Below are 19,528 nucleotides of genomic sequence, written 5' to 3' on the forward strand. Positions count from 1 at the left end.
GCCTTTCGATCGGTCGTTGAAAGCCCAAGCTGGTTGGTCATGCACCAGTCTTTGCCCTGGACTCACTTTAGGGCTGGCAATCGATCGCTCGGTATACCGTTTGCTCCCCGTTGTGGCTTTGATCCCCGCTGTCCGTCGTATCAGGACCATTGTTTCGCCCGATCAGGGTCATTGTTGCGGGGCCTTTTGCGTCTACCACCGATCAACTGACATGCTGACCACGCTGCCCGCCGATAGTGTTCATTACGCCAAGCTCTCTGTGCTGCTGTGGAAGCATGGGCGCCATGACCTTGCCGAACAACTCGGCTGGACAAAGAAGGAGAACGATGCCGACGGCTCTTGTCAAAGCGCGACGGCTCGGGAGGCTGCCGAAGAATGTGCGCGGGATATCGAACAACTCGGCACGGCGTACATCAAGCTCGCCCAAATCGCCAGCACCCGACAGGACATGCTGCCGCCCGAATACGTGGACGCTTTCGGGCGACTGCAAGACGACGTCGAACCGGTATCCGTGGAGGAACTCGAAGCGATCTTGGAAGAAGGGCTTGGTGCCAAACCATCCGTCTTGTTCAGCCGCTTCGATCGATCCCCACTGGCCAGCGCTTCGATCGGGCAAGTTCACCGAGCGGCATTGCATGACGGCCGCGAAGTGGTGGTCAAGTTTCGACGCCCGGGTATCGCTCAGCAAGCCACCGAGCAACTCGGCAGTTTAAAGCGACTGGCCGCAATGGTCGACGACAAGACGGAGATCGGGAAACAGTTTCGTTTTCGTTCGCTCGTTGGCGCCGTCGAGTACGCTTTGAAAAGCGAACTGGACTACTGCCAAGAAGCCAACCATCTGCAGCATTTGGCCGAGAACCTGAAAGCGTTTGACCGAATCCGTGTCCCGCTTCCGGTGTCGCAGATGGTCTGTAGCGAAGTGCTGGTGATGGAGTATCTGTCCGGACCGGCGATCAAAGATGTCAGCGGCGTGGTGCTGAACGAAGTGGACACGACAGCCCTGGCGGACGAGTTGGTACGGGCCTACCTCCAACAGATTTTGATCGATGGCTTGTTCCATGCCGATCCGCATCCCGGCAATCTGATCTTGCACGAGGGTGGAAAGATCGGTCTGCTCGATGGCGGGATGGTCGTGAGCCTTCCGCCGATGCTTCGTCGCGAGATCGCTGCGTTGTTGTTGGCATTTAGTGCCGGTGAAGGTGAACGAGCCGCGGCGATCGCAAACCGGATCGGCCAGACCGATGTCGGTTTTGATGCCCAAGCGTTTCGCACCGCGGCGTCGCGAGTCGTTGCGTCGGCCGGTGACGGCAAGTTTGATTCAATGTCTTTAGGACGCACCCAGGTTGAGTTTCTCAATGTCGCCGGCAGTCACGGATTGGTGTTGCCGTTCGAAATGATCTTGCTGAGCAAAGCGTTTTTGCAACTCGAGACGACGCTCGCACAGCTGAATCCCGACCTAGACGCCAAGGCGATCATCCGGGGTTACACGCTCGAACTGTTGGCCGACCGCGCCAAGGAACAATTGAGTGTCAGCCAGATCGCGGCCGCGGCACTGGATTCCGCAGCCTTGGCGTCCAATCTGCCTGCTCGGATGAACGAATTCACTCGCTTGCTGGCCGAGAATCAACTGCGTGTCGATGTCGATGCGATCGACGAAGCGGCTTTGTTGGCGGGGCTGGGAAAAATCGCCAACCGAATCACATCCGGATTGATTGTCGCGGCCATGATCGTCGGGGCCTCTCTGATCATGCGGATGCAGACGGGCACCCAGCTGTTCGGCTACCCGGTACTCGCCACGATCTTCTTCCTGCTCGCCGCCGCAATCGGGCTGGTCTTGTTATACAAGGCCATGTTTGCCGACGAACGCTAATGCCTCAGCCGCACGAGACCGAACCATTGGGGGATCGGCACGTCCGATGCAACCGTTTTGCCTGCCGCGCGATGATTCGTCACGCGGATTCGAATCACGTCGAAGAGAACGCCATGAATCTTGAAACGAAGACCAACCTGAGCGACATCACAATCGCCAAGTTGCAGAAATTGATTCAAGCCAATCTCGATTCGTACGCAGGCTTTCACGAAGCGGCCGACAAGCTCAAACATGCCGAGCTTGCGGCGCTCTTTCGCAGCATCGGCAACGAGCGAGCCGCGATGGCGAGGGAATTGCAACAGTACGTCGAGTTCAGCGGCGAAAAGCCCCGGGACGACGGAAGTGTTGCCGCCAAGATCCATCGCCTCTGGATGGACATTCGCGCCGAACTGAACGATGGCGATCCGCAGGTAATATTGAATGAAGCCGAACGCGGCGAAGATCACATCAAGGAAGCCTACGAAGCCGTGTTGAAAGAAACCGCCGGCGGCGCAATGAATGACGTCTTGATTGTACAGTTCGCCAAAATCAAAGCCGGCCACGACAAGATTCGCGATCTCCGCGACGCCTGAAAACAAATTCGTTGCCTGTTGCATCGACAGACGTTGTGGGTGCTACGCGAGAACACCGGTGCACCACGTTTTCAGCTCCCTGTTTATCTGATTGACGAACGTGCAATCTGATGGACATTCGCCAGCTGACGACCCAGTACGATGTCAAGACCGGCAATGCGACGCATCACACGTCGCGATTGACAGACACCCGGCAAAACCTTAGAAAGCTGTACGGCGTATGCATCTTTTGATCGGTTGGGCGTGACGCGTTGGGAACAACGCATGACGCAGCGGTGTTGTGGACGGAAACTGGCATGAAACGAAACGTGATCTTGGTCTCGATCCTGCTCGGTTCGTTGGGCGTATCGATGCGGCTCGGAGTGCCCAAGCAGCTGTCCGCTGACGATTCGCATCCGACTTCATCGGCGACGTCATTCCCCGCGCCGACAACGACGCTTGAGGCTCGAGCCCGGGCCAAGTTGCTGCATGAGGCGATTCGAGGAACGCTGCAAGTCGTCCATCGCGATTTCTTTGACGAGGACGATGCGCACGCGATCCCTTCGGCTTCGCTCGAAGACGTCTTTCATGCGATGTCGGAAAGTTACGACGTCGAATTGAAATGGTTGATTGTTGAAACCGACGTCGTCAACGTCGATCACCAGCCCCAAGACAAGTTTGAAAAGGACGCGGTGAGGGCGCTCAAGTCGGGCAAGCCGATGCATGAAGCCGTGCAAGCGGAACGTTATCGATTTGCCGGCCCGATTCGATTGGCCTCGCAATGTTTGAAATGTCACGTCAAGAATCGAAAGAGCACCGAGGATCGAACCGCCGGCCTGTTGATTTCGATGCCGCTGGTTCAGCGGAGCTTTTGAAGCAGCGCTTCGATCGCCCGGGTTTCGGTCAACTCGTGTTGTTCCATTCGCTTGATAAAAACCTGGACTTGCTTCATCGCGGCTTGCCATGAAGAAAAAGGTGGATCCATCTCGCTGAGGCGGTCCACCAAGTCGTCCAAATGGGCGCCCAGCAAGTGGTGATCATTGAGCGACTGTGACCGCAAGTGGTCAAAGTCCACGGAGGGCTCCGCCAGCGATTCCGCTAGGCGGGTGATCATTTCATCTTCCTGCTGAAAATGCTTTTGCAAACGCTCACGCAAGGGGAGCAGCCGATTCGCGGTCTCACCGAAATGGGGGATGCCGAGTTGTTCAACCTCCGTCATCCAGTCACGGACCTCGCGGAGTGATTCGTGCATTCGGCGGTCTTCGCTCAACCAGTCGTCAAAGATTTTCGACAGGGGTTCGCTAATATTCGAGCTCATTTTGCTCCTCACGGATCAGAATCGTCGCGTGCTGCGTGGAGTTCAGGTTGATGGCAAATCGCGTGGTCGTGTGACACCGTGCACCACAGCGGTTGATCGGCAACACCCATGCCAAATCGGCTGGCAGCAAGGCGATTCGGTCCGGAACGGTTGCCGGTCGTAACCTGGGGCACTTCGAGAGATCTGCATCAGTAATGCTCTGAAGTGCACGATGCCGGCTCGAAATTGCTCGATGCGGTCGCGTCGTGCTGAGTTCGACCACCGCTGGCGAAGCATGATGAAGAATTTGCTGAGGCCGGCGACAAAATGATTCGGCGTCCGCACTGTGTCACATCAGCACGCTTTTGTCAGCAAGGCTTCCAGATGAATCCCAACGCAATCGGTCAGGGCATCTGGGTTGTATCCCCCTTCCAAGACGCTGACCAGTTTTCCGTCGGTGTGTTCTTCCGCGACGTCCAGCAGGCAACGCGTGAGAACACCAAAGTCATCGCTCTCCAGGCCCAACGAACCGATGGGGTCATCCTTGTGGGCGTCGAAGCCGGCGCTGACGAGAATGAGTTGAGGTCGGATCTTCTCGGCGAAGCGTTTGACTTCACGTTCGAACAGTCGCAGTTGCTCGTCACGTGGCGTACCGTAGGTGATCGGCAGATTGAGCGTGGTTCCGGTGCCGGCGCCGGCGCCGATTTCGTCAGCCGCACCGGTTCCCGGGTAGAAGGGCGACCGGTGCATCGACAGAAAGCCGACATCGGCTGCTTCCCAAAACATCGCTTGTGTTCCGTTGCCGTGGTGCACGTCGAAGTCGACGATCAGCGCCCGCTCGATCCCTAGCTCTTGCGTGGCAACACCGGCACCGACTGCGATGTTGTTAAACAAACAAAACCCCATCGCGTGGTCCGGCATCGCGTGGTGTCCCGGCGGACGAATCAGACAGAATGCGTTCTTGTCTTCGCCGCCGACCACGCGTGCGACGGCATCACAAACCGCCCCGGCGGCCATCCGCGCGACGTCGTACGACCGCACGCTGACGACGGTATCCGGTTCGATGTAGCCGCCACCGCTGGCGGCAAAATGGTGGATCAGGTCGACGTAGTCTGGCGTGTGCACATAACGCAGCCGCTCCAGCGAGGCGGGCTCCCAAGCGGGCCGACGACAACAGCTGTCCAGTGCCACAAAGTTCAAATGCCGAACCACCGGAAGAATCCGGTCACCGTTTTCTGGATGGTCTCCCGTGACGTGCTCTTGAAACACCGGATCGTAGTAAAGCAGTGTCATCGGGTTTCAGCCACGCGCGTGTTTTCCAGTCATGAATCGTACCCACTCGCCTGTCCCGGTCTGCAACTCGCTGGTCATCCGCCAATGGTCAGCGTCGGTGATTTCGATCGTGTCGCGATAGTTGCAGGTCCCACCGCCGTCAAAGCTTGGACCGAGCGTCTCGAGCACCAGTCGCTTTCCGGTCGCGTCCAGTGCGCCCTGGTACAGCCAGAGGTTGGCCATCATGGAACCGACAAACGTGCCGACGTATTGGTCTTTTGCCGGATCAAAGCCGAGCGTCATGATTGACGACCATGGGCCACTGTCGGGCGCGTCACCGCTGCTTTCGCAGACCAGCCAGAGTCCACCGAGCGAGCGGCATGTCATCTTGCCGGACGCGGTTGAAGTGTTTCCATCAGGCATTTGACAGTCATGGTCAAAGCTCCAGTCGCCGAGCAACTGATCCAGCCAGGTGTGTTCGGCTTGTGGTTTGGCAAACATACGTGATTCCTACCGATCCGAAAGAGTGACTGTTGAACGAACGCGCCCGGCCAGTGGCAAGTGTAGTGACTGATTGTTTCCAGATTCTCGATTCATCGTGGTCCAAATCGACAAGGAATCACCGAATTTCTGCAAATTCACACCCCATCGCCTGACCACCAGTCGTCCCAGCAATCACCAACCGCTCAGGGACAGACCCCAACCATCCCATCATCCGGGGACAGACCCCGAGATTCACGAGTGTTCAGATCCGAATCATCCGGGGACAGACCCCGGTTGGCACGGGGACGGTTGGCACGGGGACAGACCCCGATTGGGTTGGCACGGGGACAGACCCCGGTTGGGACAACCATCCAGTTAGATTCCGGAGGCAGACCCCGTAATTCACCATCCTTCGATAGGTCTACTGGAACGTCGAAATCGCAGAGAAGACGAAAGGAATCAAGACATGCTATATTCGATCGAGTCGTCTGATTGCAATCATTGTCAAATCCAACCGCCAATGGAGGTCACCATGATAGGTTGGCTTAAGTCATTGTTTTCCAGACGGGAAAGGTGCGATCCTGAGCCGGATGATCTGTGGAACGCCATGGAATCGATGGATCCACGAAACTCTCTCGCTCGACTTTATCAGTTAAAGTTGGACTCGAAGCAATTTCCGGTCGTAAAGAGATTGCTCGACGGCACCCTTTCTCCGGCTGATTTCCCCGGCGTCACCGACTGGTGTCAAGCAGAAGCGGTGAATCCAACTGGAATGGACGCCCTGGCCTATGCCCTGCAACTTGCACTGAACAGTTCCGGCACACTCTATGTCATCCCGAAAGGTCAGATCGTTCCGGCTGCAATACTGCCAAAATTTGTCAGTCGGGGCCAGCTGACCATTGTCGTAAACCACATGGGCGGCACGCCTGTCCTTCTCACTTCGCTGGATGAGTATCTTTCGAGCAACAACATCGTTGACTACTCGTTGGAAACCCTGACACCGTCAAAATGGCGTCGGCGATTGCCGAGTAAGTCGGATCGCGTTCGAGATCGCAACGTCACTCCAAGTGTCACGATTGAGAAGCGTACCAATGATCAAGGTCGTCTGCTGGAACCGTTGGCGGCGAACGATTTGGTCGCCGCGATCAATCAAGAACTAGACTACAATCTGACACCGGACCAGCTACTGAAGGATTCGCATCCCATCGATCAGTTAGGTCTCTACAATTTTGATGTCCAAATCGATCCCTCGAGCAAAAAGAAGATCAACGTCTGGGTTGTTCCATCTGTGGATTAGGTAGGATCGAAGATCTAAAATCATCCACGCCAGTAGGGTCTGTCCCCAATGCTTTCCGTAGGGTCTGTCCCCAACAATGCTTTCCGTAGGGTCTGTCCCCAATGCTTTCCTCTTCGGGGACAGACCCCGCGAGATTGACCCCGCGAGATTCCTCGGACAACTCGACGGGCGCCAGGGGGTTGCGCGCGTGGATCGGTCGATGCGGCATGAGAGGTCACGACGCCACTGTGGTGTCCTGTCCGGTGACCAGCGGCCTGTCAAGTTGGACACGCGGCTTCAACCGTTTGATAACTCACCGCGTTCGCGTCGCCCTCCGCGGTCACCGTGTGCAAATCCCGAGCGACTCGCAGCAGCGTGGTTTCGATTCCCTGGAAGGGATCGTTGAGAGGAGGGGTTCCCTAAGCCGCTTGGCCGAATAGGTCGCGGGCTTGCTTGGGCACGTAGAAACGACGCCCTGTCTGCTTGGTCCGCTCGGTATCGAGATGATCCGGCCGACCCGCGATAGTGGAAAACAGGCTGCCGAAGTTTGCGACGAGCGACAACCAAAGCGTCGGCGATAAACCAAGACGCTCCAAGATTGGCGGATATCCTTTCGGGGTGCAGCCTCGTTTGCCCGCAGCCAAATGACGAGCGCTCCAGTCCAACACCTCCAAGTAGTTCTCTTCGCTCATTGTGAGGAAGCCTTTATCGCTACAACGCGCGTTCGTTTTGCTCGGCTGCGGTCCAACTGGAGCATTTGCCTCGTGAAGATTCACGGGTGACAGAAAGGCGTCCGCACGGCGAGCTTGCGGAACGGCGGTTGGTGTATTGTCAACAACCGACGCGTTCGATTCGTCCGGTGGAGCCTGCTGTGAAGCCTGGACCGATTCGACCCGCCGTTGTGCCGACGTATGGTCACTCAGCTCAATCGTCTCCGCGAGGCACGCTCGGATTAGATTCAGATCGACATAGACAGAACAGGCCAAAACAGCCTCTTCATCGACCAGCGGAACCGCCTTGAAGCGTCCTTCGAAAAAGTGCCCCCTCGTGTCGTCTTCCATGTGGGCGCGTTGAGCGATTCGCTGATTCAACAGACGCATCCACCAGGAAATGTTGCTCAGCCGCTCGCGGATCTCGGCAAGCTTCTTGGGACATTTCCGAATGCGATCCAGTTCCGAAGCTGACGGCGCCATCGGATTGCCCTGGTCGTCTCGTCGCTCGGGGCAAATCATCAGCCAGCGCCGGGCCACTTCGGTGTCGTCCCACGTCTTTACGATGTCAGCGCGGGATCGCAGCACGAGGTGGAAGTGGTTGGAAAGAATGGCGAAGGACAGTAAGTCGATCGCGAAGCACGCTGCAAAACGTTGGAGGTACTCTTCGATCCAGACTTTACGGTGGTCGTAGTTCTTGCCTGAGATCGCATCCTCGCCGAAGAGCCAGCAAGCACGCGTGGTTCGGCTGATGACGTGAAAGACTTGAACTTCGCTCGGATCCACCACTTCGCAACGATTGGATCTTGCCATCGCAGAGTCTCCCCAACTCGTTTCAGGAAACTGCTGCGGGATTGAGGATCTTTCTCAACCATTCGCAGCGAAACTAACGAGTAATCGTGATACTCTGCCTAACTACACCCATTCCACCCGAATGGTCCTTGGAAGTCAAGTAAAAAAATGACGAACAAGCGTGCGAGATCTTGCAGGGACAGACCCCGAATCTTGGACAGACCCTACGGGTCCTGGGGTCTGTCCCCGTTCGAATTTTGCGAGATCTTGCAGGGACAGACCCCGAATCTTGGACAGACCCTACGGGTCCTGGGGTCTGTCCCCGTTCGAATTCCCGGTGGGTTGGGGACTGTCCCCGGTGGGTTGTTCGGTGAGTTGGGGACTGTCCCCGGTGGGTTGTTCGGTAAGTCGGGGTCTGTCCCCGGTGGGTTGTTAATAAGTCGGGGTCTGTCCCCGGTGGGTTGTTAGGTTGGGGGGCGGGTGGGGTGGATGCGTGTGAGGTCGGCAACGAGTTGTTGTTGCATTTCGGTTCGTCGGTGCTGGTCGGGCATGCGGAGGATCGCCGCGGGATGCCAGGTGGCCATCGTGCGATCGCACCAATCGGTCGCGCGGATCTCGCCGCGGTGCTTGGAGACTTGAAAGTCGCGTCCAAACAATGCTTGCGATGGCGTTGCTCCCAAACAGAGGATCGCGATGGGTTGGATCAGCATCAGTTCCGCTTCCAACCACGGCCGACAGGCAAACACTTCACGTGCGTTCGGCTTTTGATGCAGTCGACGTTTGCCGCGGGACGTCGGCGGTTCGGTGAACTTGAAATGCTTGACGACGTTGGTCAGATAAACGTCACCGCGGCGGATCCCGGCTTGGCTCAATGCCTCATCAAGCAGCTTGCCGGCCGGACCGACGAAGGGGCGTCCGTCCAGATCTTCCCGATCCCCCGGCTGCTCGCCTACCAAAACGATTCTGGCATCCGGTGGCCCCTCGCCGAACACCGGTTGTGTCGCGTGTTGGTGCAAGTCACACGCCTGACAATCGACCACCGCAGCGCGCAACGATTCCAAGTCGATTCGCTCGGGCATGTAGTGCATCGCCGTTTCCGCAAAGCCCTCGTTCTGATCCACCATCGCAGCCACCCGCTCGGGCGCAGTGTGCAGCAAATCGGCAATCAGCGACGTTTCCGGCAGCGTCGGCCAATGACGCACCGGCATCTCTCGTTTCATCGTGTCGACTTTCACGCGAGCCGGGTTGAAGATCGATGCGTAGTACGTTTTCCAAAGCTCTTCCAACGCATCATCGTCGGGGGCATCGCTGACAGGGACGCCGGGGCCGTATTGCAGTGACGTCTGGTCCCAGGTCACCGATTCGTCGGGCGTGAGGATCGACCAATTCATGCCGCTGAATCGGCGGCTAAAGAACGGAGCGGCTAAGCGGACAATGCGATGATCAGGCCGGTGCCACGCGACGTAAACCTCTCGTCCGTCCGAATCGATCACTTTGCGAAACCGCACGAACGCCTTCATCTTGTGAACGTCTCGCGTGACCGCTTTCCGCATCGACATCAATGCGTCAACGTCCTGGTCGGTTGTAATCTGCAACAGATGACGTTCGCCATGCATCAGACGCCACAAGGTCCGGTAGAGCAACGACCAACGCGTCCCTATGCGATGACAGGCGATGATCTTGGCCAACTCCAAAAACGCTTTGGGAACGGTGAAGGCAGCTTGTGTCACGGGAAGTTCCGCATCCCCATGTGAATCGAACAAGGAAAGTTGCTCGTCGTCCGCCATCCAAGCCACCTGCTCCGGCGGCACATCGGAGAGGAGCAACCGCCGCGCTTCGGTCCGCCACTGGTCGAACGTCTGGACCTTCACAAACCGCATGACGTGAACTTAGACCTCGCCGGTCAGTGCGGATTGGCGGGTGTCGAACAACATCAGTTGTGTCGGTTTGGGTTGTGCTCGCTTGCGGAGATCGGCTTTGTCCAAATTGGCCAGTTGGGGATTGTGGTCCGCGGTCAACACAAAGTACTTGGCCCGGTTCCAAGCGACGCGAAGTTTCTTCAGGTCTTCGCTGCGCAAGTGCTTGTGCCGGCGAATGCCCAAGATCCGTTTGACGCTACGGGCGCCGATGCCGGGAATCCGCAACAACTCTTCCCGGCTGGCACGATTGACATCCACCGGAAAGAAGTGCCGATTGGCGAGAGCCCAGGCCAGTTTCGGATCGATATCGAGCGAAAGATTCTGATCGGCCTCGGCGACAATCTCACTCGCGTCGAAACCATAGAAACGCATCAGCCAATCGGCTTGATAAAGACGATGTTCGCGGACCAGCGGGGGTGATTGGCCGGGCAACCGGGCATCGGCATGCGGGATGGGGCTGTAGGCCGAGTAATAGACACGACGAAGGTTCTGTCCATCGTAGAGCTGTGACGCCGTCTTCAGGATTTCGACGTCGGGCGTGTCCGTCGCTCCGACGATCATCTGGGTGCTTTGCCCGGCCGGTGCAAAGTTCGGCGGATGAAGCCCCGCATTCTGATCGTCTTTGGTTTCGTCGATCTTTTGTCGAATCCCCTGCATGGCGTCGACAATTTGTGGTTTCTTCTTCTCCGGAGCAAGTTTTTGAAGGTCGCCTTCGGTCGGCAGTTCGATGTTGACGCTCAACCGGTCAGCCCAGAGGCCGGCTTCTTGAATCAGTGCCTGCGACGCGTTGGGGATGGTTTTCAGATGGATGTATCCGCCGTAATGTTCATCCGTTCGCAACTTCTTCGCGACCGAAATCAGTTGCTCCATCGTGTAATCGGATGTCTGAATGATGCCAGAACTAAGGAACAGTCCTTCGATGTAGTTGCGTTTGTAAAACTCGATCGTCAACGAGACCACTTCGTCGACGGTGAATCGAGCCCGCGGCGTGTCGCTGGAGATTCGGTTGACGCAATATTGACAATCGTAGATGCAATAGTTCGTCAGCAAGATTTTCAGCAACGAGATGCATCGACCATCCGGCGTGTAGCTGTGGCAGATGCCCATCCCCTCGGTGCTGCCGATCTTGCTGCCGGCCCGAGTGGACTTGGAGCCGCTGCTGGCGCAGGAGGCATCGTATTTGGCCGCGTCGGCGAGAATCGCAAGTTTTTCACGAACGTCCATTTCCGCCACGGCAGAACCAGAGAGATGATTGGGAAGAGGGTTTTACATGGATACGATAGGCAGGTGGCAAGCCGGTCGGATGGAAGGTGCACGCGGCCTGAATGGGTTCTTTGCGGCGGCAATTGTTCAGCGGTGACCGTCGACCCTCCCCTCGCTTCGCTCGACCCCATAGGCATCAAGTTAAGGAATATTCGAGCAAGTTGGGATCGCGGAGCAATTCCGCAGTTCCCGGCTTTTTCCGCCTTTTTGTTCGCTTGCAGATCGGTAGGACTCGGTTTCGGATTTTTGCGAGATATTCGCAAAGTCTTGAATGCGATACGAGGCAACTGGCCAATTCATCCATCCAATTTGCAAGCCGCTTAGCTATCTTTGCGAAGCTTAGCGATGAATTCTCGAACCAGCCCGCCAGTATGACCAACCACTGCTGGAGAAGTGCACCACAGAGGCGGACCCAAAACCGGGCCATCGAAATGGTGTCCGTGCGCCCATCCATCAGATCGATCTGGCAGTACGTTTTCCATCGCTTGAAGAGCAATTCAATTTGCCAGCGGCTGCGGTACAAAACGATCGCCTCTTGGACGCTCAATTGCTCTACTGCAAGATTGGTGGCTAAAAAGTTCCAGTCGCAAGCCGCCAAGCGGTCCTGACTCGGTGTACGGCCCTTCTTTTTCGCCCGTTTGCGAACTTCCCTGCGACGTTTCGCGGCGATTGCCTTGGGGATTCGCCATGCGATCAATCGGCAGTCCAGCGGAGTGCCTTGGCCGACTGTGACGTCGCAGTCGATCAGTGAGTCATTTTGTCGGCTCAGCCAAGCAACTAGCCCTTCGGAGTGATCGTCCACCTTGATTTTCACGTTGTAAAGCAATCGCGTCAGGAAAAAGGCTCCCCACGCTGCATAACACGAAAGGACGGCGGATGAGAAATAGCCGAGGTCAGCGATTCGAAGTGAGCCTTTCTGGAGTGGCACGACTTGACGGTTTGTTGCCTGATCGGGCGACTTCCCTGGTTCGAGTTGAATGCACTGCAACTCCCCATTGGCCAGGTCAAGTTCGGTTTGAAGCTTCACTGCAGCGGTATTGTGCTCCCCTACACCGCCACAACCTGCAAATTCTGCTGCCAAACTCGGCGGCAAGCTGATCACCGAACTGTCGATCAGCTTGACCGACGTAAATCGTTCCAAAAGCGGGGCGAGCTTCGACTCGGAGTGCATGACCTGCATACTCATCTTGGCAAACAGCGAACGAAAGAAGGCGACCAATTGATCGCTATATCGTTGCTCAACGGCCTGGGGAGAAATCGTCAGCCCCACAGAAGCAGCCATGCTGGCAATGTCCTCCTCGTTGGCGGTCGGTTTGGCTAGCATGGCCAAAATGAACGACTTCGCGAGCGTTGAGGCATCAAACTTTCGTCGTCGTTTGATGACCTTGGATTCGGCGGCAGATTGCTCGGCAAGTTCTCCGAAACTGGTCTGTAACAAAGTGGCCAATCGATCTATGGTCTTCACGGCGGAAACTCCTTCTTCCGAGGTTGTGGTGATAACTACCTCATGAAGGTTTTTCCGCTTTTTTTCTACCTCAATTCCTTAACTTGGTGCGTATGCCCCTCGCTTCGCTCGACCCTCCCTGCCAGGGAGCGTGACTTCGAAACCTGCACGACCGTTTTTCTCAGAGAGAGAGAACCGTTGGTGGGTCTGTGCAAACGCGATGGAGGCGATGGACACGTCGCCTGTACGGTCAGCTCCAATTGCGAACGAAGACCCGAAGACCCACCGATGGACCGCGTTAAACCGACCCACCCTACACTTGAAGCAGCTCCACCAGCCGCTGCATGGGCAGGTGCTCTTGTTCGATCCGTCGATTGGTTCGGCAAACCCTCTCGTAACACGCTTGTTCATCGTCGCTTAGATGGGGCAGTTCTCGCGTCTGCGAACCATTGCCGGCCGTGGCCAAGTCCTGGAATTGATCGAACACACTTCCGTCCATCAACAGGCTTTGCACGCCGGGCAGCGCTTGCCGTAAAAAGTAAACCACATACGCGGCGAGATCCGCCTTGAGCAATCGGGCGGTGGGGGATGACTCCAGAAAGGTGGTGAGGGCGTCGAGATTCATGGCCCGATTTTAATCACAACCGGGGAGTCCATGCTTCACGGCGTTGCCTCAACGGGTGTCCGAATCCGCCTTGAGCCGTTTTTCGAAGGTCAGTCCCAGATCGGTGATCTTGGTTCGCAGGGTGCTGCGGGCGATGCCCAGCAGTTCGCTGGCGTGGGCCTGATTTCCGTCGGCGTGGTTGAGCACCTCGGGAAGCAGGATGCGGTCGATTTCGCTATGCAATTCTTGATAGACGTTGGGCTGGTCGTGGGACAGCAGGTCGTGGATGAAGTTGCGAATGTTCTCGGCATCCAGCTCCGACCGATGTTTTTCTGAACCGGTCGGTCGGATGTCGCGGCAGGTATCCGGCAGGGAGGAGACCGTCAGCACTTCGCCGACGTTTCGCACCAAGGCGTGCTTCATCGCGCTTTGAAGTTCACGGACGTTGCCCGGCCAGCGGTAGTGTTTCAGCCGCTGCATCGCGTCGGGTGCGATGGAACGAATCTGTTTTTGCATGTCTCGGTTGAGCAGATGGATAAAGTGTTCGGCCAGCACGGGGATGTCTTCGGGCCGTTCACGCAACGGCGGCAATTGGATCATGAAGACGCTCATCCGGTAGTACAGGTCTTCGCGAAACGTGCCTTCTCTGACCATCTGGAGCAAGTTGCGGTTGGTCGCCGCGATGATTCGGACGTCGACGCGGATCGTTTCGTTGTTACCGACGCGTTCAAAACTGCCGTCTTGCAGCAACCGCAGCACCTTGGCTTGGGTCGCCGGAGTCATGTCGCCGATTTCGTCCAAGAAGATGGTTCCGCCGTTGACCTGTTCGAACTTTCCGATGCGGCGTTTGTCGGCGCCGGTGAAGGAACCGCGCTCGTGCCCGAACAGTTCGCTTTCGAGTAAGTTTTCGGGCAGGGCGGCGCAGTTGATGGCCATGAACGGTCGTTCGGCTCGGCGACTGTGTTGGTAGATCGCGCGGGCAACCATTTCTTTGCCGGTTCCGCTTTCACCCAGGATCAGTGCGTTGACATCTTGCGGGGCGACCTGTCCGATCAACTTGTAGACTTCCTGCATCGCCTGAGACCGACCGACGATTTGGTCGGCGGAAGTATCGCCATCTGAATCGATACCGAACTGGGCCGGGGTGCGACTCATCAAGCTGACGTCGATGGCGTTTTGGACGGTTGTCAGCAGCTTTTCGAACTCGACGGGTTTGAGCAGGTATTCGAATGCGCCCCGCTTCATCGCATCGATCGCGGTCTCGGTCGTCGAATACGCGGTGATGATGATCACCGGGACTCGGGCATCGAGTTCGTGGATGATGCTGAATGCGTCCAACCCGGACATGTCCGGCAACCGCACGTCCAAAATGACGGCATCGGGTTGATGCTCGCGGACGGCCGCGATGCCGCTTTCGGCGGTCGCAGCGGTGACCACTTCCAAGCTGTCTGTTTCGAGACTTTTCTTGAGCGAGTAGCGGAGGTTGGGTTCGTCATCAATGATGATTAATTTCGGCACATTCGATTCCAATGCGGGAAAGGGTTAGCACTGTCCGTTGAAGCGGGCTTTCGAGTCGGCCGATGGCAGCGGCAGGATCACCTTGACGACCGTGCCGCCTTGGGGGCGATCTTCGGCCAGCAACTGGCCTTCGTGTGCGTCGATGATTCGTTGGGAGATCGCTAAACCGAGCCCCAGACCTGGATCTTTGGTGCTGAAAAACGGCTCGAACATGCGGTCTCGGTCGCGCTGGTCGGCGGGCATTCCGCAACCATCGTCGGCGACGCTCAAGCATACCCACTCGGTCGGCCGATTCGGTGTCGCGTGCGGAACCTCGTCGCGGCCGATCCGTTCCACCGTAACGGTAATCCTGCCTTCGGTGGGCACCGCATCCAAGGCGTTGAGCAACAAATTGAGTAACACCTGTCGCAACTGCATGGCGTCGCCGCGGACCTGAGCGGATGCGCAGGGAAGTTGACAGTCGATTCGAATGTTCCGTGTCTCGGCGCGGCTTGCCACCAGGTCCACGGTTTGATGCACGATCGGTGAAAGTTCGACCAGACAGAACTGCGGTTCCGAGGGGCGAGCGAAATCGAGAAACGTTTGCAGCAGACTATCGACCCGTGTGATCTCCTCATCCAGCACGGCGATGTCGGTCGCATTCAAGCTGCCCGAATCGGGGTTGCGTCGGGCGGACTGCACCAGGGTTTTCATGCACATCAGCGGGTTGCGCAATTCGTGTGCCAGACCGGCCGCCAGTTTTCCGACCGCCGCCAACTGATCCGCCCGGACGATTTCTTGATGCCGCTGATGCAACTGTTCGACGACCGAACCGACACGCGAAGAAACGGTCTCGAGCACCAGTTGCAGATCGCGGAGGCTGGGGTCCGCGGAGACTTCGACGGGTCCGACGACGGTTTCGAGCTTGCCCGCCACATCACGGATCGGGACCGACAGCATAAACATCGTTCGGTTGATGGCTTGGGCGACACCGTAGCCGGCTTCCAATCCGGCGATGGCGCCGCAGATGCCCAAGAACACCATCACCATGGCCAGCTTTTGGGCCAGACGTTGGTTTTCTTGGTTGCTTTGTTCCAGCTCCGACTCGTTGAACTTCAGGTAGTTGTGGGCGGCGACCAAGATTTGCTCGGAAAGCGTTTTCTCCTCCAGCTGATCGACCACTTCGGAAGAAATCGCCCTGTCCGGGTCATCGATCAATTGATGCAGTTGTTCAAAGTACTTTTCCAGTCGATGCTCAAGATCAGCGACGAATGCTCGCTCCTGGTCGGTTGCGGAAAGTTGACGCGCCTTGGACAGCCACGCGTTGGCCTTGTCCTGCTTTTCCGCCGCCCTGACCAGGTAGTTGCGGTCCATCGTCAACAGAAAACGATCCAGTTCATGTCGCATCTCGCGAGCGATCAATTCCAATTCTTCGGCGCAGCGAATACTGGCGACGTTGATGTCCAGCAGGCGTGAATTCTGTTTCTGGATTTCAATGACGTACCACGCGCCCGAAATGCCCAGACACAACAGGATGCATCCGGTGATCGGCAGAAAGCAACCAATCTTGTCGCGCAGCTTCATGGAATCGGTCTCGTGATGTGCATGAAATTCAGCCAGATCGTCGGGAATTCGGGCGCGGTCGGTTGGTGGTGTGACGTCGATGGAGTGGCTGAAGAAAACCCGGGCAGGGTTTGTTCCCGCAGTACACGCGACACGTCCGATCGCCTGTTGGCAAACGCTGTGCCCTGGAAGCGTTGGATCGTTTGATTGCGATGCTTTTTTGATCCCGAGCCGGTTGGGGGTTTCCGATCCGTTCGTCTGCGATCACCGGCCGCGACCCCGATTGCGTTTCCTGGCGCGTTTTGTGGGGTGGGCAGTTCAGCGGGCAGTTCGGCGCACCATTCAGCCAGCCGGCGGCGAAAAACAGTCAGCGCGACTGAAATTCGACAGTTTGAATAAACATTAGACCGATTCCGCGAAGTGATCGAGTGTTAAATCGATGATCGGACTGCACGTGAGGAGGAAATTCAGTAGGATTGCAGGGAGATTCCAGGGTGCCTTTGGACCAGCCCGAGCGAGTTGGCCCGACCTTTGCTAAGCGAAAACCCGCTTCGACGTGCGCACGTCGCACGATTACGCGAAAGATTCGTTTCAAGATCGATGGAGAACAGCTGGACTATGGATGACTCATCCAACTCGATACTCGCCCCGACCAATCTACTTCGTGACTTCACGGCGTCGATTGTGGTGTTTCTGGTGGCACTTCCGTTGTGCCTGGGGATTGCGCTGGCGTCCGGTGCACCGTTGTTTTCTGGTCTGATCGCTGGGATCGTTGGCGGGATCGTCGTCGGATCGCTGAGCGGATCGCACACCAGCGTCAGCGGCCCGGCGGCCGGATTGACGGCGGTGGTGTCGGCCCAGATCGCGAATCTGGGCACCTTCGATGCGTTCTTGCTTGCGGTCGTCGTCGGCGGGGTGATCCAAATCGGGTTGGGCATCGCCAAGGCCGGGGCGCTGTCAGCGTTTTTCCCCTCCAGCGTGATCAAGGGGCTGTTGGCTGCGATCGGGGTGATCCTGATCTTGAAACAGATTCCCCACCTGTTCGGTCACGATACCGATCCGGAAGGGGAGATGTCGTTCTCGCAGCCGGATGAGCAAAACACGTTCTCCGAACTTTACACGTTGATCGCCGGTGATTTGCACTTTGGTGCCGCCGTGGTGGGACTGCTCTCACTCGGCTTGTTGTTGATTTGGGATCGGACGAAACCGCTGAAGAACTCGATCGTCCCGGGGCCGTTGGTGGTGGTGTTGGTGGGCGTCGCACTGCAAGCTCTGTTTGCCGGGTTCGGCGGCTCCTGGGCGATCGGCGTGACGCACTTGGTGCAGATTCCGGTGGCGGAAAGCTTTTCGGACTTCGGCAGTTTTTTGCGGACGCCCGATTTCTCCCAATGGGCCAACCCCGCGGTTTACATCGGCGGCATCACGATCGCGATCGTCGCCTCGCTGGAATCATTGCTGAACTTGGAAGCGACCGACAAGCTCGACACCCAACGCCGTAGTTCGCCGCCCAGTCGCGAGCTGTTGGCGCAGGGGTGCGGTAACGTGGCGGCCGGATTGATCGGTGGGATTCCGGTCACGTCGGTGATCATCCGCAGTAGCGTGAACGTCAACTCGGGAGCCAAGTCGAAGTTGTCGACGATTTTCCACGGCATCTTGCTGTTGGTTTGTGTCGGTATGTTCCCGGTTTATTTGAACATGATCCCGTTGAGCGCGTTGGCGGCGATTCTGTTGGTGACGGGGTTCAAACTCGCCAGCCCGCAATTGTTCGCGCAGATGTGGAAGGAGGGTCGGTATCAATTCATCCCGTTCATCTCGACGGTCTTGGCGATCGTGCTGACGGACTTGCTGATCGGCATTCTGATCGGACTGATGATCAGCGTGTTGTTCATCCTCAACAGCAACCTGCGTCGGCCGATCCGCCGGGTGGTCGAGACCCATCTCGATGGCGACATCCTGCACATCGAATTGGCCGATCAAGTCAGCTTTCTGAATCGCGCCGCGTTGGACAAATTGTTTAACAGTGCGGCCCGGGACACCAAGCTGTTGATCGACGCGTCGGGTTCGGATTACATCGACCCTGACATTCTGAGTCTGATTCGTGATTTCAAGAACAACATCGGCCCCGCCCGCGGGGTCAGTGTCAGCCTGCGCGGATTCCGAGACAAGTACGAGTTGCGGGACGACATTCAATTCGCGGACTATTCGACACGGGAATTGCAAAGTCGCATCACGCCGGAACAGGTACTGAAGATTCTGCGCGACGGCAACGAGCGTTTTCGCACGGGACACCGCATCACTCGGGATTTCGGTCGTCAGGTGGGGGCGACGGCGACGGGGCAAAGCCCGTTGGCGGTGGTGCTCAGCTGCATCGACTCACGTGTTCCCGCCGAACTGGTGTTTGATCTCGGCATCGGCGACATCTTTAGCGTGCGGGTCGCCGGAAACATCATCGGCACGAAGTCGCTGGGAAGCATGGAATTTGGCGTCGCGATTGCCGGCGCGAAACTGATCGTCGTGCTCGGTCATACCCGCTGCGGTGCGGTCACGTCGTCGGTGGAGATGTTTGAGGACAGAACGGATGTCGAGCAGGCGAGTGGTTGTGGCCACCTGCACGCCATCGTGTCGGAGATCCAGCAATGCATCGATCCCGACGAGTGTCGTGGCATCAGCAGCATGACGCCGGAGGCCAAGGACGCCTGTATCGACTCGGTTGCTCGGAAGAACGTGCAACGAACGGTTCGTGAAATCATTGCCCGCAGCGATGCCATCCGCCGAGCGGTTGAAAACGGCGAGGCCATGGTCATCGGTGCGCTCTATGATGTAAAAACCGGCGAAATTGATTTCATGACGGATCGTGCGGTCGACTCGCAAGCCTCACATCAAGCAAACGTGTAGCGGCAAAGTCGACGCCGCATCCCAGGCTGTCGTCTCGCCCAGACGTGGTTTTGAGCAGATGCGTCGGAATCGAGATCAGGGTGGGGCGCAGG

16 protein-coding genes are annotated in these 19,528 nt (G+C 57.3%); 6 read left to right on the forward strand and 10 right to left on the reverse strand.

Annotated elements, in window-relative coordinates; genetic code table 11:
* Positions 1–211: 211 nt before the first annotated feature.
* The 4 genes from TBK1r_RS37905 to TBK1r_RS37915 all read left to right on the forward strand — a co-directional run bounded on the left by TBK1r_RS37905 (position 212) and on the right by TBK1r_RS37915 (position 3,296).
* Positions 212–1,870: an ABC1 kinase family protein gene (locus tag TBK1r_RS37905; RefSeq protein WP_145221762.1), complete on the forward strand. Its 1,659-nt coding sequence runs from the start codon at positions 212–214 to the stop codon at positions 1,868–1,870.
* Positions 1,871–1,983: 113 nt separating this feature from the next.
* Positions 1,984–2,442 carry a PA2169 family four-helix-bundle protein gene (locus TBK1r_RS37910; RefSeq protein ID WP_145221765.1) on the forward strand — a complete coding sequence of 153 codons (459 nt, stop codon included), beginning with the start codon at positions 1,984–1,986 and terminating at the stop codon, positions 2,440–2,442.
* A 110-nt stretch (positions 2,443–2,552) separates the two neighbouring features.
* Entirely contained in the window at positions 2,553–2,675 is a 123-nt protein-coding gene (locus TBK1r_RS39410; RefSeq protein WP_419580788.1) for a hypothetical protein, read from the forward strand.
* 63 nt (positions 2,676–2,738) lie between these two features.
* Positions 2,739–3,296 carry a c-type heme family protein gene (locus TBK1r_RS37915; protein ID WP_145221768.1) on the forward strand — a complete coding sequence of 186 codons (558 nt, stop codon included), beginning with the start codon at positions 2,739–2,741 and terminating at the stop codon, positions 3,294–3,296.
* On the opposite strand, the gene TBK1r_RS37920 is transcribed toward TBK1r_RS37915, so the two are convergent.
* From TBK1r_RS37920 to TBK1r_RS37930, 3 genes are all read right to left on the reverse strand, one after another.
* The gene (locus TBK1r_RS37920; protein ID WP_145221771.1) at positions 3,281–3,739 is read right to left on the reverse strand and encodes a hypothetical protein; all 459 of its coding nucleotides are present in this window, start codon (positions 3,737–3,739) and stop codon (positions 3,281–3,283) included. The genes TBK1r_RS37915 and TBK1r_RS37920 overlap by 16 nt on opposite strands.
* Before the next feature lie 333 nt (positions 3,740–4,072).
* Positions 4,073–5,011, reverse strand: a complete 939-nt coding sequence (locus TBK1r_RS37925; RefSeq protein WP_145221774.1) for a histone deacetylase family protein — start codon at positions 5,009–5,011, stop codon at positions 4,073–4,075.
* Between the two features lie 6 nt (positions 5,012–5,017).
* Positions 5,018–5,491 (reverse strand): DUF1579 domain-containing protein, encoded by a 474-nt coding sequence (locus TBK1r_RS37930; protein WP_145221777.1) that lies wholly within the window; start codon positions 5,489–5,491, stop codon positions 5,018–5,020.
* Between the two features lie 514 nt (positions 5,492–6,005).
* On the opposite strand from TBK1r_RS37930, the gene TBK1r_RS37935 reads away from it, so the two are divergent.
* Complete coding sequence (locus TBK1r_RS37935) at positions 6,006–6,770, forward strand: 50S ribosomal L9 C-terminal domain-containing protein (RefSeq protein ID WP_419580790.1); 765 nt, start codon at positions 6,006–6,008, stop codon at positions 6,768–6,770.
* Positions 6,771–7,168: 398 nt separating this feature from the next.
* Here TBK1r_RS37935 and TBK1r_RS37940 read toward each other — a convergent pair whose 3' ends face one another.
* The 7 genes from TBK1r_RS37940 to TBK1r_RS37970 all read right to left on the reverse strand — a co-directional run bounded on the left by TBK1r_RS37940 (position 7,169) and on the right by TBK1r_RS37970 (position 16,562).
* The gene (locus tag TBK1r_RS37940; protein ID WP_145221783.1) at positions 7,169–8,272 is read right to left on the reverse strand and encodes a hypothetical protein; all 1,104 of its coding nucleotides are present in this window, start codon (positions 8,270–8,272) and stop codon (positions 7,169–7,171) included.
* A 443-nt stretch (positions 8,273–8,715) separates the two neighbouring features.
* Positions 8,716–10,131 carry a UdgX family uracil-DNA binding protein gene (locus tag TBK1r_RS37945; protein ID WP_145221786.1) on the reverse strand — a complete coding sequence of 472 codons (1,416 nt, stop codon included), beginning with the start codon at positions 10,129–10,131 and terminating at the stop codon, positions 8,716–8,718.
* Positions 10,132–10,140: 9 nt separating this feature from the next.
* Entirely contained in the window at positions 10,141–11,394 is a 1,254-nt protein-coding gene (locus tag TBK1r_RS37950) for a putative DNA modification/repair radical SAM protein (protein WP_145221789.1), read from the reverse strand.
* A 175-nt stretch (positions 11,395–11,569) separates the two neighbouring features.
* Positions 11,570–12,898 (reverse strand): IS4 family transposase, encoded by a 1,329-nt coding sequence (locus TBK1r_RS37955; RefSeq protein ID WP_419580149.1) that lies wholly within the window; start codon positions 12,896–12,898, stop codon positions 11,570–11,572.
* A gap of 292 nt (positions 12,899–13,190) precedes the next feature.
* Positions 13,191–13,502, reverse strand: a complete 312-nt coding sequence (locus TBK1r_RS37960) for a Wadjet anti-phage system protein JetD domain-containing protein (RefSeq protein ID WP_145221792.1) — start codon at positions 13,500–13,502, stop codon at positions 13,191–13,193.
* Positions 13,503–13,550: 48 nt separating this feature from the next.
* A complete protein-coding gene (locus TBK1r_RS37965) occupies positions 13,551–14,999 on the reverse strand; it encodes a sigma-54-dependent transcriptional regulator (protein ID WP_419580791.1) in 1,449 nt (482 codons plus the stop codon).
* A gap of 24 nt (positions 15,000–15,023) precedes the next feature.
* Entirely contained in the window at positions 15,024–16,562 is a 1,539-nt protein-coding gene (locus TBK1r_RS37970; protein WP_145221797.1) for an ATP-binding protein, read from the reverse strand.
* Between the two features lie 597 nt (positions 16,563–17,159).
* Between TBK1r_RS37970 and TBK1r_RS37975 the strand changes: the two genes are divergently transcribed.
* Positions 17,160–19,436, forward strand: coding sequence for a bifunctional SulP family inorganic anion transporter/carbonic anhydrase (locus tag TBK1r_RS37975; RefSeq protein WP_145221799.1), 2,277 nt, complete (start codon positions 17,160–17,162; stop codon positions 19,434–19,436).
* Positions 19,437–19,528 lie beyond the last annotated feature (92 nt).

This window comes from Stieleria magnilauensis, assembly GCA_007753675.1.
GTDB classification, from domain to species: Bacteria; Planctomycetota; Planctomycetia; order Pirellulales; family Pirellulaceae; genus Stieleria; species Stieleria magnilauensis.